Origin of the sequence: Lentzea albidocapillata subsp. violacea (assembly GCF_900100275.1) — a bacterium.
Lineage (GTDB): Bacteria > Actinomycetota > Actinomycetes > Mycobacteriales > Pseudonocardiaceae > Lentzea > Lentzea violacea.
Genome location: NZ_FNET01000010.1, coordinates 116990 through 131892, shown reverse-complemented (window position 1 = coordinate 131892; position 14903 = coordinate 116990). Strand labels below are relative to the sequence as shown.

17 protein-coding genes are annotated in these 14903 nt (G+C 67.8%); 11 read left to right on the top strand and 6 right to left on the bottom strand.

Annotation, left to right across the window (positions count from 1 at the left end; all coding sequences use genetic code 11):
- The first annotated feature begins 1 nt into the window (after position 1).
- A complete protein-coding gene (locus BLR21_RS22835) occupies positions 2–1483 on the top strand; it encodes a glycoside hydrolase family 13 protein (protein WP_090008056.1) in 1482 nt (493 codons plus the stop codon).
- Positions 1484–1521: 38 nt separating this feature from the next.
- Here BLR21_RS22835 and BLR21_RS22830 read toward each other — a convergent pair whose 3' ends face one another.
- The 4 genes from BLR21_RS22830 to BLR21_RS22815 are packed head-to-tail and all read right to left on the bottom strand — an operon-like array spanning position 1522 to position 3682.
- Positions 1522–2397 carry a hypothetical protein gene (locus BLR21_RS22830; protein ID WP_090008054.1) on the bottom strand — a complete coding sequence of 292 codons (876 nt, stop codon included), beginning with the start codon at positions 2395–2397 and terminating at the stop codon, positions 1522–1524.
- Positions 2394–2729 (bottom strand): type VII secretion target, encoded by a 336-nt coding sequence (locus BLR21_RS22825; RefSeq protein WP_090008052.1) that lies wholly within the window; start codon positions 2727–2729, stop codon positions 2394–2396. Before BLR21_RS22825 ends, BLR21_RS22830 begins: the two co-directional genes overlap by 4 nt.
- 5 nt (positions 2730–2734) lie before the next feature.
- Positions 2735–3196 (bottom strand): YbaB/EbfC family nucleoid-associated protein, encoded by a 462-nt coding sequence (locus BLR21_RS22820; RefSeq protein WP_090008051.1) that lies wholly within the window; start codon positions 3194–3196, stop codon positions 2735–2737.
- On the bottom strand, positions 3197–3682 hold the full coding sequence (locus BLR21_RS22815) for a DUF6346 domain-containing protein (RefSeq protein ID WP_090008049.1): 486 nt from the start codon (positions 3680–3682) through the stop codon (positions 3197–3199). It lies immediately after the preceding gene.
- A 276-nt stretch (positions 3683–3958) separates the two neighbouring features.
- On the opposite strand from BLR21_RS22815, the gene BLR21_RS22810 reads away from it, so the two are divergent.
- The 9 genes from BLR21_RS22810 (at position 3959) to BLR21_RS22770 (ending at position 12300) form a co-directional block, all read left to right on the top strand.
- On the top strand, positions 3959–4720 hold the full coding sequence (locus BLR21_RS22810; RefSeq protein ID WP_090008048.1) for a DeoR/GlpR family DNA-binding transcription regulator: 762 nt from the start codon (positions 3959–3961) through the stop codon (positions 4718–4720).
- Positions 4721–4786: 66 nt separating this feature from the next.
- Positions 4787–6121, top strand: a complete 1335-nt coding sequence (locus tag BLR21_RS22805) for an ABC transporter substrate-binding protein (protein ID WP_090008047.1) — start codon at positions 4787–4789, stop codon at positions 6119–6121.
- 10 nt (positions 6122–6131) lie between these two features.
- Positions 6132–7052 (top strand): carbohydrate ABC transporter permease, encoded by a 921-nt coding sequence (locus BLR21_RS22800; protein WP_218130937.1) that lies wholly within the window; start codon positions 6132–6134, stop codon positions 7050–7052.
- Positions 7049–7864 carry a carbohydrate ABC transporter permease gene (locus BLR21_RS22795; protein ID WP_090008045.1) on the top strand — a complete coding sequence of 272 codons (816 nt, stop codon included), beginning with the start codon at positions 7049–7051 and terminating at the stop codon, positions 7862–7864. The genes BLR21_RS22800 and BLR21_RS22795 overlap by 4 nt, the downstream gene beginning before the upstream one ends.
- Complete coding sequence (locus BLR21_RS22790; RefSeq protein WP_090008043.1) at positions 7861–8850, top strand: zinc-dependent alcohol dehydrogenase family protein; 990 nt, start codon at positions 7861–7863, stop codon at positions 8848–8850. The genes BLR21_RS22795 and BLR21_RS22790 overlap by 4 nt, the downstream gene beginning before the upstream one ends.
- A 107-nt stretch (positions 8851–8957) precedes the next feature.
- Entirely contained in the window at positions 8958–9182 is a 225-nt protein-coding gene (locus BLR21_RS22785; protein WP_090008041.1) for a hypothetical protein, read from the top strand.
- Entirely contained in the window at positions 9161–11035 is a 1875-nt protein-coding gene (locus BLR21_RS43930) for a sensor histidine kinase (protein ID WP_090008039.1), read from the top strand. The genes BLR21_RS22785 and BLR21_RS43930 overlap by 22 nt, the downstream gene beginning before the upstream one ends.
- Positions 11032–11697 (top strand): response regulator transcription factor, encoded by a 666-nt coding sequence (locus tag BLR21_RS43925; RefSeq protein WP_090008037.1) that lies wholly within the window; start codon positions 11032–11034, stop codon positions 11695–11697. Before BLR21_RS43930 ends, BLR21_RS43925 begins: the two co-directional genes overlap by 4 nt.
- Positions 11698–11754: 57 nt before the next feature.
- Complete coding sequence (locus BLR21_RS22770; protein ID WP_030479274.1) at positions 11755–12300, top strand: radical SAM family protein; 546 nt, start codon at positions 11755–11757, stop codon at positions 12298–12300.
- On the opposite strand, the gene BLR21_RS44550 is transcribed toward BLR21_RS22770, so the two are convergent.
- A complete protein-coding gene (locus BLR21_RS44550) occupies positions 12287–12397 on the bottom strand; it encodes a DUF397 domain-containing protein (RefSeq protein ID WP_338061064.1) in 111 nt (36 codons plus the stop codon). The genes BLR21_RS22770 and BLR21_RS44550 overlap by 14 nt on opposite strands.
- Before the next feature lie 37 nt (positions 12398–12434).
- Complete coding sequence (locus BLR21_RS22760) at positions 12435–13280, bottom strand: helix-turn-helix domain-containing protein (RefSeq protein WP_090008033.1); 846 nt, start codon at positions 13278–13280, stop codon at positions 12435–12437.
- Positions 13281–13447: 167 nt separating this feature from the next.
- Here BLR21_RS22760 and BLR21_RS22755 point away from each other — a divergent pair, with 167 nt between their 5' ends.
- Entirely contained in the window at positions 13448–14626 is a 1179-nt protein-coding gene (locus BLR21_RS22755; protein ID WP_176929747.1) for an HNH endonuclease signature motif containing protein, read from the top strand.
- The last annotated feature ends 277 nt before the right edge of the window (positions 14627–14903 follow it).

Below are 14903 nucleotides of genomic sequence, written 5' to 3'. Positions count from 1 at the left end.
GATGAGTTGGTGGCGCAACGCTTCCATCTACCAGGTCTACCTGCGCAGCTTCGCGGACGGCAACGGTGACGGCATCGGCGACCTGGCCGGCCTCCGCGACAGGCTCCAGCACATCGCGAGCCTCGGGTTCGACGCGATCTGGCTCAACCCGTGGTACCCGAGCCCGCTCGCGGACGGCGGCTACGACGTGGCGGACTACCGCGACATCGAGCCGGTCTTCGGGTCGCTCGCCGACGCCGAGAAGCTCATCGCGGACGCGCACGGCCTGGGCATCCGGATCATCATCGACCTCGTCCCGAACCACAGCAGCGACCAGCACCCGTGGTTCAAGGACGGCCTGTGGGACCGCTTCCACGTCCGTGCCACCGAGGAGATCCCGAACGACTGGCAGTCGCGCTTCGGCGGCCCGGCGTGGAGCAGGCTCGAGGACGGCCGCTGGTACCTGCACCTCTACGCCGCCGAGCAGCCGGACTTCAACTGGGAGAACCAGGTCGTCCACGACGAGTTCGAGGACATCCTGCGGTTCTGGCTCGACCGCGGCGTCGACGGCTTCCGCATCGACGTGGCCGACGGCCTGGTCAAGGACTTCAGCAGGCCCGACGCCGACCTGCCCTACTCCGACCAGGACGGCGTGCACGAGATCTACCGCCGGTGGCGGCAGATCGTCGACGAGTACGAGGGCGACCGCATTCTCGTCGGCGAGATGTGGCTGCCCGACCCGGTCAGGTTCGCCCGGTACCTCCGCCAGGACGAGATGCACAGCGCGTTCAACTTCGACTTCCTGTGCTGTCCGTGGAACGCGGACGAACTGCGCAAGGTCGTCGACAGCACGCTGGCCGCGCACGAACCCGTTGGCGCGCCACCGACCTGGGTGCTCTCCAACCACGACGTCACCAGGCACGTGACCCGCTACGGCCGCGAGAAGACGGGATTCTCCTTCGCGGACAGGCAGCACGGCGCCCCGACCGACTTCGAACTCGGCACCCGCCGCGCCCGTGCGGCGATCATGCTCACCGCGGCACTGCCCGGCGGCGTCTACGTCTACCAGGGCGAGGAGCTGGGCCTCTGGGAGGTCGAGGACCTGCCGGACGAGCTGCGCGAGGACCCGGTGTGGCACCGCTCCGGCTTCACCGACCGGGGCCGTGACGGCTGCCGCGTGCCCCTGCCCTGGTCCGCCGAGGACGGTCCGAGCTGGTTGCCGCAACCGGAGAACTGGCAGGACTTCTCGGTCGCGGTCCAGTCGGACGACCCCGAGTCGATGCTCACCCTGTACCGGCAGGTGTTCGCGCAGCGCCGCGGCATCGACGGTGACCTGGAGTGGCTCGACCTGGGCGAGGACGTGCTGGCGTTCCAGCGCGGCGACCACACCTGCGTCGTCAACCTGTCGGACCGGGCGATCGATCTGCCGGGCGTGCCAACGTTGTCAAGCGTCGCGCTCGCCAACGGCCAGCTGCCGCCGGACGCCGCGGCCTGGCTGAAGTAGACGGGGGGTCGGGGGTGGCCGCGAGCCACCCCCGAGCTTCACCTCGTCGCGTAGGGCGAGTCGTCGACCTTCGCCGCCTCGGTCGGCAGGTTCTTCACGACACCGATCGCCGTCGTGTTCACCACGGCGTTCGCGGCGGCCTTCGGCATGATCGCCTCCAGCCCGCCCTTGCACTTCTCCAGGATCTCGAAGATCTTGTTGACGAGCTTCGACAGGCTGCGGATCGTCGTGATCACCTTGTCGAGCCAGTCCGAGACCTTCTTGGCCCACTTCATGATCAGCCGGATGCCGTCCGCGATGATGCCCGGCGTCGCGAGCCCGACCGTGAGCAACGCGGCCGCCGCCCACCGGATCAGCGCCTGCACGAGCTCGCTCATCGCCATCGAGATCAGGTCACGCACGATCGTGCGCACCGTCGCGACGGCCACACCCGCACCGGTCAGCGCGGCACCGACACCCTCAGCGGCAAGACCGGCGGCCTTCACACCGGTCGCCTGCGCCTTGCCCACCGCGGCGTAGGCGGCGACTGCCGCTCCACGCCACGCGCTGGTGTCCGCGTCGACCATGCGAGCCATGTCCTCGCCGGCCTTCTTGAGGTGGTCACCGACGTTGCCCCAGGTGGCGGCATTCTGGTTGATCACGCCGGGGTTGCCCGCGAGCGAGTTGAGCATCGACGTCAACGGCTCGACGTGCTCGATGAACCACGCGAACGCCGACGACAGCAGCGTGCCGAACGGGTCGGTCAGGAAGCCCAGCGCGTCGATGCCCGCGCCGAGGACGTTGATGCCCGCCTCCGCCCAGTCGCCGCGCTGGATCGCCGAGACAGCGTCGGCCGCGGGCTCGACCAGGTTGAGGCCGGCCAGAGCGGGCGTAGGACCAGGAGCGGCGGCCACCAACGGGTTCGGTGCGGTCATGACGTCAGCTCCCCGAGCTTCTCGACGATCTTCTTGAAGTTGCCGCCGAGCTTCTGGTCGACGTCGTCGTAGACGTCGGCCATGCCGTTCACACCGTCCACTGTGGCGTCGACGACGCCGTGCGCGGTGTTGACGGCCCCGGTGCCGGCGGCCTCGATGGTGCCCATGATCGGCTCCAGCAACGGGCTGCAGAGGATCCCGTACGCGTTGGCGCCGTTGATGCTCGCCTGCCCGATGGCCTGCTGCGCCGTCGCGATCTGCTTCACGATGCCCTCCAGCCGCTTGGCGTGCTCGCGCATCGCCTCGGTCTGGACGTTGAACGATCCGGTCATGCCCCTCACCACCCCTTGTCGTCGCGGGCGAAGTTGTGCCCGCCGAAGTCGTCGTCATCGGAGGGGCCGGTGGGACGCGGCGGCGTGGGATCGACCGGCGGGGGCTCCGGGAAGCGCTCGTGGTAGCCGCCCATCAGCGCGCCCATGGTCGCGGAGTCGTCGCCGATGATGGGCGCCATGACCTCCTGCATCTTGGCCGCGATCTGCGCCTGAGCGGTCCGCATCGCACCGAGGATCTCGGCCGACAACTGCGCGGGCTGCTTGCGCAGCGCCGCGTCGGTCAGGTCCAGTGCCGAGACGACGCCGTTCTGGTCGACCGTGACGGACACGGACCCGTCAGAGGAACGCTGCGTCACCGACACCGCGTTCGCGACCTGTTTCATCTCATCGGCTTGCCGAAGCTTCGTCTGGATCTGCTCGTTCCACTGACGCATCATCGCGTCGGGGTCAGCCGCTGCCGGATTCATCTAGTAGTCCCTCTCCTGTGCCTTCTTGCGACGGGACGCCATCGTGCCCAAAACGACCAGCGCCCCGATTCCACCGATCCCTATGCCCCCGAGCACCGAACCGATACCCAGCACCACGCTCGGTTCGAAATCGGCGCGGTACACCGGCGGGTTGTCCGGGCCGTTGCGGACCTTGCCCTCGCCCCGCTGGACCACCGGTACCTCGGTGCCCTTGTCGGACGGGGTGAGCTGGCCCGGTTCGGCCGTCACCCTCGTCTGCCGCCCGCTCTCCCACGTGACGTCGGCCTGACACTTCCACCAGGTACCGAAGCCGTGTCTGCCGACAGGTCCCTCGCTCGTGCAGTCGGCCACGCGTGCCACACCCCGGTCCGTGACGGGCCTGCTGTTCGTGCCCGCCGCCGGATCGAACTTCGTGAAGCCCGTCAGTCCCAGCAGGACGCCGCAGCCCAAGATCACCAGCGCGAACAGCCCCGCGACCCACTTCATGCGTCTCGTCCCCTCGTTGACCCCTGTTCGACTTCAATCCGGAGCGCCCGGTTCCACCGAATTCAGCAACGATCTGGAGGCCATCCGGGCACGCCGCCGCAGCAGTTCGGGCGTGCCCAGTCTGGCCGACCTGCGTGAACGAGGCGGCAACCAGGGCGAACCGGGCGAAAATCGGGCAGGATGTCACCCAGTTGTGGTGCCGACCACAGTGTTTCAAGGGTGTTTCATCTATGCACAGCCCGAACGGGCAAACCAATAGCCGAGTGGGCAGGTGACATGCGAGCCGAGGAACGCAAGCGGCGCATCCTGGCCAGGGCCCGCGCCGACGGCCGCGTCGACGTGGTGGAGATGGCGCAGGAACTGCGCGTCGCCCCCGAGACGGTCAGGCGCGACCTGCGCGTGCTCGACGAGCACGGCCTGGTGCGGCGGACGCACGGTGGCGGTGTCCCGGTCGAGAGCGCCGGCTTCGAGACAGGGCTCCGGTTCCGCGCCGGGTCCCACGTCCCGGAGAAGCGGCGCATCGCGAAGGCGGCCGCCGAACGCCTCGACGACGCCGAGACCGTGTTCATCGACGAGGGCTACACGCCGCAACTCGTCGCGGAGGCGTTGCCCACGACCAACCCGCTCACGATCATCACCGCGTCGCTGCCGACCGCGGCGGCGATGTCCGAGCACCCGTCGTGCACCGTCCTGCTGCTGGGCGGCCGCGTCAGGGGCCACACACTGGCCACTGTGGACCACTGGACCACCAGGATGCTCGGCGAGATGGTCATCGACCTCGCCTACATCGGCGCGAACGGCATCTCCCGCGAGCACGGCCTGACCACGCCCGACCCGGCGGTCGGCGCGGTGAAGGCCAAGGCGCTCAGCGCTTCCCGGCGGAAGATCTTCGTCGGGACGCACACGAAGTTCGGTGTCTCCAGCTTCCACCGGTTCGCCGAGGTCTCCGATCTGGAGGCGATCGTCACCGACAGCGGCCTCACCGCGCACGAGGCCCACCGCTACACACTTCTAGGCCCCAAGGTCATCAGAGCCTGACCACCCCTCGCCTTTGGGTGCATCCCCCTCTTCAGCGCGCCCAAAAACCCTTGAAAGGAACCGACGATGTCGTCGATTCGCACACTCGGAGCCGCTACCGCCGTGTTGCTGCTCGCGTCCGCCTGCTCGGGAGCCGGCGGCGGGGGCGGCGGTGAGAACTCGGTGAACGTCCTGATGGTGAACAACCCGCAGATGCAGGACCTGCAGAAGCTCACCGCGGACAACTTCACCAAGGACACCGGCATCAAGGTGAACTTCACCGTGCTGCCGGAGAACGACGTCCGCGACAAGATCAGCCAGGACTTCTCCAGCCAGGCCGGGCAGTACGACGTCGCGACGATCTCCAACTACGAGACGCCGATGTACGCCAAGAACGGCTGGCTCGCGCCGATGGACGACTTCGTGTCCAAGGACAGCGGGTTCGACCAGGCCGACATCCTGGAGCCGATCAGGCAGTCGCTGACCGCGGCGGACGGCAAGGTCTACGCGCAGCCGTTCTACGGCGAGTCGTCGTTCCTCATGTACCGCAAGGACATCTTCGAGGCAAAGGGCGTCACGCTGCCCGAGAGGCCGACCTGGCAGCAGGTCGCGGAGGCCGCCGCGAAGGTCGCCACGCCCGAGGTGCGCGGCATCTGCCTGCGCGGCCAGCCGGGCTGGGGCCAGGTCATGGCGCCGCTCACGACGGTCGTGAACACCTTCGGCGGCACGTGGTTCACCAAGGACTGGCAGGCGCAGGTCAACGCGCCGGAGTTCAAGGAGGCCACCAAGTTCTACGTGGATCTGGTGCGCAACCACGGCGAGGCGGGTGCCCCGCAGGCCGGGTTCGCCGAGTGCCTCAACAACATGACGCAGGGCAAGGTCGCGATGTGGTACGACGCCACGGTCGCCGCCGGCCTGCTGGAGGCCGACGACTCCCCCATCAAGGGCAAGCTCGGCTTCACCCAGGCGCCGGTCGTGAAGACCGACAGCTCCGGCTGGCTCTACACGTGGGCGTTCGGGATCCAGAAGGCCTCGAAGAAGCAGGACGCGGCCTGGAAGTTCATCTCGTGGGCGTCCGGCAAGGGCTACGAGGAACTGGTCGGCAAGAACCTCGGCTGGTCGAAGCTTCCCGACGGCAAGCGCTCGTCGACCTACCAGCGTCCCGAGTACAAGCAGTCCTCCGGCACGTTCTCCGCGATGGCCGAGGCCGCGATCAAGAGCGCGAAGCCGTTGAACCCCGGTGTGCAGGAACGCCCGGCGCCCGGCATCCAGTTCGTCGGCATCCCCGAGTTCACCGACCTCGGCACCCAGGTGTCGCAGCAGATCAGCTCGGCGATCGCGGGCGCGGTGACGGTGGACGAGGCGCTCGACAACGGCCAGGGACTCGCCGAGAAGGTCGCCGCGAAGTACAAGGGACAGTGACATGGCTGTCATGACGAGGGAGCGGCCGGCGGTGGACCGGCCGCCTCCCGTCCCCCGCAGGGGCTACTCGAAGTGGACGCGGCGGGCGCCCCTGCTGCCCGCGCTCATCTTCCTGATCATCGTGACGCAGCTGCCGTTCGTGGCGACGCTGGTCATCTCGTTCATGAAGTGGAACTCGCTCGACCCGGCCAACCGCGGGTTCGCCGGGTTCGACAACTACGTCAACGTCTTCACCGACCCCGACCTGCGCTCGTCGGTCGTCAACACGATCGTGCTGACCGCGTCGGTGGTGCTGATCAGCCTGGTCCTCGGCCTGGGCCTCGCATTGTTGCTGGACAAGAAGTTCCGTGGCCGCGGGTTCGTGCGCACCATGCTCATCGCGCCGTTCCTCGTGGTCCCGGTGGCGGCGGCGCTGATCTGGAAGCACGTGCTCTACAACCCGGAGTACGGCCTGTTCAACGGAATCCTGAACTGGCTGGGCTTCGACGCCCAGCCGGACTGGATCAGCACCATGCCGATGAGCGCCGTCGTGCTGTCGCTGGTGTGGCAGTGGACGCCGTTCATGATGCTGATCCTGCTGGCGGGCCTGCAGTCCAAGCCGATGGAACCCGTCGAGGCCGCCACGATCGACGGCGCGTCGGGGTTCCAGATCTTCCGCTACCTGACTTTCCCGCACCTGCGCCAGTACCTGGAGCTCGGCGGGCTGCTCGGGTCGATCTACATCGTGCAGAACTTCGACGCGGTCTTCACGATCACGTCCGGTGGCCTGGGCACGGCGAACCTGCCGTACATGATCTACCAGACCTTCTACCAGGCCCACGAGTACGGCGAGGCCTCCGCAGCCGGCGTGATCGTGGTGGCGGGGTCGATCATCATCGCGACGTTCGCGCTGCGCACGGTGTCCTCGCTGTTCAAGGAGGAGAAGCGATGAATCCCAAGTGGATTGGACACGGCTGGGGTGTGCTCGCCTGGTTCTCCGGCCTTGTGTTCTTCGCACCGGTGGCCTGGATGTTCCTGACCTCGCTGCACAGTGAGTCGGACGCGGCCACGAACCCGCCGTCCCTCATGGCACCGCTGACGCTGGACGGCTACGCCGAGTTCTTCGACGCCGGCGCGTGGCCGCCGCTGATCAACTCGTTCAGCGCCTCGATCGGATCGACGATCATCGTGCTGCTGCTGGCGATCCCGGCCGCGTACGCGTTGTCGATCAAGCCGGTGGAGAAGTGGACGGACGTCCTGTTCTTCTTCCTGTCCACCAAGATGATGCCGGTCGTCGCGGCACTGCTGCCGATCTACCTGATCGCGCAGTTCTCCGGGATGCTCGACAACATCTCGTTCCTCACGCTGCTGTACTGCTCGATGAACCTGCCGATCGCGGTGTGGCTCATGCGCTCGTTCCTCGCCGAGGTCCCCAAGGAGATCCTGGAGGCGGCCTCGATCGACGGCGCCGGGCTGGTCACGACGCTGCGCCGGGTGGTGGCACCGATCGCGATGCCCGGCATCGCGGCGACGGCGTTGATCTGCTTCATCTTCAGCTGGAACGAGCTGCTCTTCGCACGGGTGCTGACCGGTGTCGTCGCCGGTACCGCGCCCGTGTACCTGACCGGGTTCGTCACCTCCCAGGGCCTGTTCCTGGCGAAGGTGTGCGCGGCCGCGGTCGTGGTCTCGCTGCCGGTGCTCATCGCCGGGTTCGCCGCCCAGGACAAGCTCGTCCAGGGCCTTTCGTTGGGAGCAGTCAAGTGAAAGCAGCAGTGATCACCGGCGTCGGGTCCGTCGAAGTGACCACTGTGGACGATCCGAAGTGCGGTCCCCGCGAAGTGGTCGTCGACGTGGCTGCCTGCGGGCTGTGCGGTACGGACCTGCACATCCTGCAGGGCGAGTTCGCTCCCACCCTGCCGGTCGTGCCGGGCCACGAGTTCGCCGGCACGATCGTCGAGATCGGCTCGCAGGTGAGCGAGCTTTCCGTAGGTGACCGAGTCGCTGTCGACCCGTCGCTCTACTGCTACGAGTGCCGGATGTGCCGCTCCGGCAAGAACAATCTCTGCGAACGCTGGGCGGCCATCGGCGTCACGACGGCCGGTGGCGCGGCGGAGTTCGCGGTGGCTCCCGTGGCGAACTGCGTGAAGCTGCCGGACCACGTGCGGACCGAGGACGCGGCGCTGATCGAGCCGCTGTCGTGCGCGGTGCGCGGCTACGACGTGCTGCGGTCGCAGCTGGCGTCCCGGGTGCTGATCTACGGCTCGGGCACGATGGGCCTGATGATGCTGCAGCTCGGCAAGCTGACCGGCGCGTCGTCCATCGAGGTCGTGGACCTCAACGAGGAGCGCCTGAAGACCGCCGTCCAGCTCGGCGTCACGGGCGTGGCGGCCTCCGCGGACGAGCTGGACCGGCCGCAGGGCTGGGACGTCGTCATCGACGCCACCGGCAACGAGAAGGCCATCCAGGACGGACTCGGCCGGGTCGCGAAGGGAGGCACGTTCCTCCAGTTCGGAGTCTCCGATTACTCGGCCCGCGTGACCATCGAGCCGTACAAGATCTACAACCAGGAGATCACCATCACCGGCTCGATGGCGGTGCTGCACTCGTTCGAACGGGCGGCGGACCTGTTCGCGACCGGAGTGCTCGACCCCGAGATCTTCATCAGTGACAGGGTGCCGCTGGACGGTTACGCCGGGGCGTTGGACCAGTTCAAGGCCGGTGTCGGCCGCAAGATCCAGGTCCTGCCGTGAACCAGCCGGAAAAGTTGTGGACACTGGTGTATCCAGACGGGTGCCCATGACTCCTTCCAGGCATGTCGAAGTCCGGGCAGAAAGTAACTCCGCCGTACTTTTCGCACATGTCCGACGAAGAGCTCCTCGCCTGGTACGCGGAGCTCCAGGTGCGCGCGATGAACGCGCCACCTGAGGACGTCGATTTCGATCACCCCCACAAGCCCGCCGAACCCAGGACCGTGGAGGAGCTGCGCCACCGGCTCATGACCTTCCAGGGCTGGCCAGGAGGTCTCTCCACGCTGGACTCCGGTTCTCCGTTCCACAACCTGTGGCACTGGCTCAGCGACTGACACGGCGCGAGGTCACCCTCGCCCGTGTCGTCGGCGCGTTGGTGGCCGCCTGTGTGCTCTTCGCCGTCGTGCACACAGCGGTCACCGGCGCCGTCTCACATCCGCGGAACTGGCTGGTCGCGTTCGCCTGCACCCTGCTCGGGGTGCGGGTGATCGGCCACGTCCGCAGGTCGTCCGTCGGGTGGTTGCTGCTGGTGATGGGCGTGTTCGGCGCCGTCGCCATCGCGGTCGCGGGCCACCCCGCCGACCACCCCGCCCGATGGGTCGAGGCGTGGGTCTGGTGGCCCACGTACGCGCTGTTGCCCGCTGTGGCGCTGGTCTTCCCCAACGGCAAGCCGCTGAGCAACCGCTGGTGGATCGCCATCGGGGCGTCGCTGTTCAGTGCTGTCGCCGGCACCCTCGGGATCGCCTGGGCGTCGTGGGGTGATCCCGCCTCGTTCTGGCAGAGCAGTGGCGGCGGGGTCGCGAAGACGATCACGCTGATCGCCGTGCTCGCGGCCGGGGTCTCCGTGCTCGCGGCCGTGGTCTCGCTGGCTCTGCGATGGCGGAGGGCGGAAGGGGACGAACGCCGGCTGCTCGTGTGGGCCTTCGCCCTGCTGACGCTGGCCGGTGTGGCGACCGTGGTGGAGACGACGGACGGGCACATCGCGTGGATCGTCGGTGTGCTGGCGTTTCCGGCCGCCGCGGTCATCGCGATCCTGCGGTACGGCCTGTACGACATCAGCCTGCTGATCCACCGGTCGTTGCTCTACGGATCGCTGACCGTGGTATTGCTGCTGGTCTACCTCGGGGTGATGGTCGGGGCCGGCCAGCTGTTCGCGGAGGACGCCGAGGTGATCGGGGTCGTGGCCGCGGGACTGGTGTTCGCGCCGATCCGCAGCTGGGTGCAGCGCAAGCTCGACCGGTGGCTGTACGGCGACCGCTCTGATCCATACGCGACGTTGTCCACGTTGAGCGAGAAGCTCGAACAGTCCCAGGACGTGCTCGCGACGGTGGCCCAGACGGTCGCCGAGTCGTTGAAGCTGCCGTACGTGGCGATTCGCGGTGGCTCGGTGCTGGCCGAGCACGGACGCAGCCGCGGATGGCCGCAGCTGCGCTTTCCCATGACGTACCGGGGTTCCTCGGTCGGCGATCTCGTGGTCGAGCCGCGCGCTCCCGACGAGCGGCTGAGCGATCGCGAACTGAGCCTGCTCGTCGATCTGGCCCGTTCCACCGCTCCGGCCGCGCAGTCGATCAAGCTGACCGCCGATCTGCAGCTCGCCCGCGAACGGCTGGTGCGCGCCCGCGAGGAGGAACGGCTGCGGCTGCGGCGCGACCTGCACGACGGCGTGGGCCCGGCGTTGGTCGGGATCCGGTTGCAGCTCAAGGCGTTGCGCCGCTCGCTGGGCGACGTGCTGGACCCGGTGCTGGCCGACGTCGACACGACCGCCGTCGAGGTGCGCAGCCTCGTGGACGGGCTGCGGCCGCCGATCCTCGACCAGGGCCTGGCGCTGGCCGTGCGCGACGAGGCCGCTCGCTTCGGCGGCGACCTGCGCGTCAAGGTGGAGGCCGAGCAGATCGACGGGCTGTCCGCCGCCGTGGAGGTCGCGGCCTACCGGATCGTCGCGGAGGCGTTGACGAACACCGCACGCCACTCCGGAGCGTCGACCTGCGTGATCACCGTGCGGGCCGACGGCGACCTGGTCGTGGAGATCGTGGACGACGGGCGCGGGGTCGCGGCGGATTCCAAGCCGGGCGTGGGGCTCGACTCGATGCGCGAACGGTGCGCGGAGCTGGGTGGATCGTGCACAGTGGGACCCGCGGAACCACACGGCACTCGGGTGGTGGCGCGGATCCCGTTGGAGGCCCAGTGACGCGCGTGGTGATCGCCGACGACCACCCGGTGTTCCGGCGCGGCTTGAAGGCGTTGCTGGACGGCGAGGACGGTCTCGAGGTCGTCGGTGACGCCGCCGACGGGCAGGAGGCCGTGAAGGTCGTCCTGGACGTCGTGCCGGACGTCGTCGTGATGGACCTGCACATGCCCGTGCTGGGCGGGGTCGAGGCCGCCAAGCAGATCCAGGAGGCCCTGCCGCACGTCGGTGTCCTCGTGCTGACGATGCACGAGGACGACGAGCTCGTGTTCGCGGCCATGAAGGCCGGGGCGCGCGGTTACCTGGTCAAGACGACCGATGACGACGAGATCGTGCGCGCGGTGCAGGCGATAGGAGCCGGCGACGCGATCTTCAGCGCCACCATCGCCCAGCGGATGATGGGCTACTTCACCGCGATCTCGTCGTCCAGGGCGGTGCTGTTCCCGCAGCTCACGGATCGTGAACGGGACGTGCTGGAGCTGATGGCGTCCGGCTTGGACAACCCGTCGATCGCGCATCGGCTGACGCTGTCGGGCAAGACCGTGCGCAACCGGGTGTCCGCGATCTTCACCAAACTCCAGGTGGCCGATCGCGCGCAGGCGATCGTGCGCGCCCGCGAGGCCGGGCTGGGAAGTCCCTCCCAAGACGGGACACGGGTCACCTGACGGCGGGACTGGTCCCTGGCTTGGATCGGCGCATCCGCCGAAGGGGGCCCGATTCGCATGGACATCACCTGGGACGTCGCACACGCGCGGCTCAGCCACGACCGAATGCTGCACATCGCACAGGCGCTCATCTCGATGCGCCCCGAGACCGTCACGCTGGGCGGCGGCGAGCCGCTGGGAGTGCCCGGCCTGTTCGAGATCGTCGAACTGTTCCGCGCCGCCGGCATCGACGTCGTCCTGCGCACGTCCGGCAAGTCACTGCACCCGTCGATGGTGCGGACGCTGCTGCTGTCGTGCTCGCGCATCGAGGTGTGCGCGATGGCGTTCACGCACGCCATGCACGCGTTGCACCTGCTCGACATCGGTGCCGCCAAGCTCGACCGGCACGCCGTGTTCGGCCTCGACGCCACCGGCATCCGGCGCGGTTTCGACCGCCTGGAGGAGTTCTGCGCCACCACCGCGTTCGAACTGCCCCGGCTGGCGTTCATCGCGTTCAGCGACACGCTCGGCTCGGACCACGCGCAGTACCTGCAGTCGCTCGCCCCTCAGACCGTGCGGGTGACGGTCGAGACCGCGAACACGTCGGTGGTCAGAGCGAGTTGATCAGGGCGCGCCAGGCCGAGGCGGAGAACGCGAGTACCGCACCGCTCGCGTTCTTCGTGTCCCGGACCAGCGCGTCCTGGGTCAGCGACACCTCCACACAGCTGCTTCCTGTAGCACCGCTGCTGTAGCTGCTCTTATGCCAGGTCCGTTCGGCCGTCATGAGGATCCTCTCGAAGTCCGCTGACGTACTCCGCCAGCTTTCGCTTCGATTGTTCCGCATCCAGGGCGACGGCATCCAGCCGCTGAAAGAGCCTCTTGGTTCGTGCGACGGCAACGCTGTCCTGCGCGTACACCTCGGCGGTGTCCGTGTCGGTGTACACGACCGGAGCCGCCTTCCCGAACTCGTACAGCGTGACCGCGGAACGGAAGGCAGTGACGTGGGCAGGCACGATCCGGAGGATGTGGGTGTTGAACAGCAGGCGAAGGTACTGATCTTCGCGGAGCGACGCATCCCCCAGCCGCATCCGCAATGCGAACTCGTGCAAGTAGAAAACGCACTCCAGGCGGTTCGGCCGCCTCATGATCGCCTGCCGTTCCATGCGGGCCTGGACGAACCTCTCGATGTCCTGCGGCGCCTCGAACTGGCCGTCCACGAACAGTTCCCGCGCGTAGAACTCCGTCTGCAACAGGCCGTGCACCGTCAGGATGTCGTAGGAGACGATCTTCGTAGCCATCGCCTCCATCATCGCGAGTGTGCGCAGGTTGTCCGGCAACTGAGCGAAGTACAGATCGAAGGCGTTGTAGTAGCGACCGCGAAACGCGTCGATGAAGTCGATGTTCTTACCGCACGTCGCGAGGTACTGCACGATGTCGACGTCACTCGCGCGCACCTTGCCGAGTTCGATGTCGGACACCTTGCTCGGATCCCAGCCCAGCTGGACGGCCATCGCGCGGCCGTGGAACTCGGTACTCGTCTCCCGTAGGCGGCGCAGCTCGTCACCGAGTTCTCGGCTGCACGGGGTGGAAATGATCGCGGTCATGCCGTTCGACGGTAGGGCTTGGATTCGATCCATGCCACGGGCTCGTTCGGGTGAAAACGTCAGACCCTATGGCACCGTGCGCCGCACACGGCGCCATAGGCCCTGACCTGCACGTTCACCTGATTGTGGAATGGCATTCGAACACCTGTTCATGTCAAGCTAATCGCATGCCACCCCTCGCGCTCTCCTCCCCGCTTGAGCTCCTCGACGAGCTCAAGCGGAAGGTCCGCGCGTTGCAACGGCTTCAGTTCCAGGTGCTGGAGATCATCGGTTCGCTGGACCAGCAGGGCGCGGCGGAAACGCTGGGATACAAGGATCTCGTCGAGGTCTTCAAGCACACGCTGCGCTGGGATCCCAAGGTGTCACGCCGCAGGATCAAGCAGGCGCAGGCTTTGTGCCCCACGGTGACGCCGACAGGTTCCCAAATCGCCCCGGCCATGCCCGGCATCGCCGCCGCGATGGCCGAGGGAGAGCTGTCCGAAGACCACGTGGAGGTGCTGGCCGAGGCAATGGCCGCGCTGCCCTCCGTAGCGGAGGAGCACGTGGTCGAGTACGCACGGCAGCACGAGCCCCGCTCCGCCAAGGCGTTCTGCAAGGAGCTGGCCTACCGCCTGGACCAGGACGGCCCAGAACCCAAGGCCCCAACCCCCGCGCCGCAGAAGAACTTCATGCGGCGCCAATGGAGGAGCGGCCGGTACCTACTGTCCGCAGACCTAGACGCCGAGACCGGCGCAAAGCTGGACGCGCTGATCGACCCACTGGCCAAGCCGGAACCCCACGACCAGCGCTGCGCGCCAGAACGAGAAGGCGACGCCCTGTGCGAGGTCATCGACCTGGCCCTACGCGCCGACAACAGCAGAATCCACGGCGGCGAGCGCGTCCAGCTGACGATCACAGTCGACTACGACAAGCTCCGCGAAAACCTCGGCACCGCACTACTGGACAACGGCGAACACCTCCCGATGGCCCAGGTCCGCAAGATGGCCTGCGACGCGGGCATCATCCCCGCCCTGCTCGGCAGCCGCTCCCAGATCCACGACGTAGGCCGCAAGACCAGGGCAATCAACGCGGGCCTACGCCGAGTCCTGGTGGCCCGAGACAAGGGCTGCGCCTTCCCAGGCTGCACCCGCCCACCAAAACACTGCGAAGCCCACCACATCACCTTCTGGTCAGAAGGCGGCAAAACCAACGCCGCCAACCTGGTCCTCCTCTGCCGCAGGCACCACGACCTAATGCACCACTCAGAGTGGCAGATCCAGATGGCCGAAGGCCTCCCAACCTTCCGCCCACCAGCATTCATAGACCCAAACCGAAGACCAAGAACCAACCCACTCCACGCCGCCTAAGGCGCCGCGCCCACCAACCACCCACTCACGGGCGGTCGGCCACAAGGGCGCGGCGCACCACCGCCACCCCCACCCCGCCCTTGAGGCCGCCGCCGCCCACCAAACACCTCGAACAGCCCAACCCCCTGCGACAGCCGCAGCCGCAGCCCCTCCACACCACAACGCAGCGCCCAAGCCACCAAGCACACCGGAGTACCTGATGCCCCACCCACCAAAACCCTCGAGCCGCCCCGTCGCCCGTCCGCCTCACATCTCGGCCAACCCAGCCGCTCCTGCC

Coding starts and splice junctions, on each gene's coding strand:
- BLR21_RS22800 (WP_218130937.1), top strand. CDS start 6,132: ATGACGAGGGAGCGGCCGGCGGTGGACCGGCCGCCTCCCGTCCCCCGC.
- BLR21_RS22810 (WP_090008048.1), top strand. CDS start 3,959: ATGCGAGCCGAGGAACGCAAGCGGCGCATCCTGGCCAGGGCCCGCGCC.
- BLR21_RS22755 (WP_176929747.1), top strand. CDS start 13,448: ATGCCACCCCTCGCGCTCTCCTCCCCGCTTGAGCTCCTCGACGAGCTC.
- BLR21_RS22820 (WP_090008051.1), bottom strand. CDS start 3,196: ATGAATCCGGCAGCGGCTGACCCCGACGCGATGATGCGTCAGTGGAAC.
- BLR21_RS22760 (WP_090008033.1), bottom strand. CDS start 13,280: ATGACCGCGATCATTTCCACCCCGTGCAGCCGAGAACTCGGTGACGAG.
- BLR21_RS22785 (WP_090008041.1), top strand. CDS start 8,958: ATGTCCGACGAAGAGCTCCTCGCCTGGTACGCGGAGCTCCAGGTGCGC.
- BLR21_RS22815 (WP_090008049.1), bottom strand. CDS start 3,682: ATGAAGTGGGTCGCGGGGCTGTTCGCGCTGGTGATCTTGGGCTGCGGC.
- BLR21_RS22795 (WP_090008045.1), top strand. CDS start 7,049: ATGAATCCCAAGTGGATTGGACACGGCTGGGGTGTGCTCGCCTGGTTC.
- BLR21_RS22825 (WP_090008052.1), bottom strand. CDS start 2,729: ATGACCGGATCGTTCAACGTCCAGACCGAGGCGATGCGCGAGCACGCC.
- BLR21_RS22770 (WP_030479274.1), top strand. CDS start 11,755: ATGGACATCACCTGGGACGTCGCACACGCGCGGCTCAGCCACGACCGA.
- BLR21_RS22805 (WP_090008047.1), top strand. CDS start 4,787: ATGTCGTCGATTCGCACACTCGGAGCCGCTACCGCCGTGTTGCTGCTC.
- BLR21_RS22830 (WP_090008054.1), bottom strand. CDS start 2,397: ATGACCGCACCGAACCCGTTGGTGGCCGCCGCTCCTGGTCCTACGCCC.
- BLR21_RS22835 (WP_090008056.1), top strand. CDS start 2: ATGAGTTGGTGGCGCAACGCTTCCATCTACCAGGTCTACCTGCGCAGC.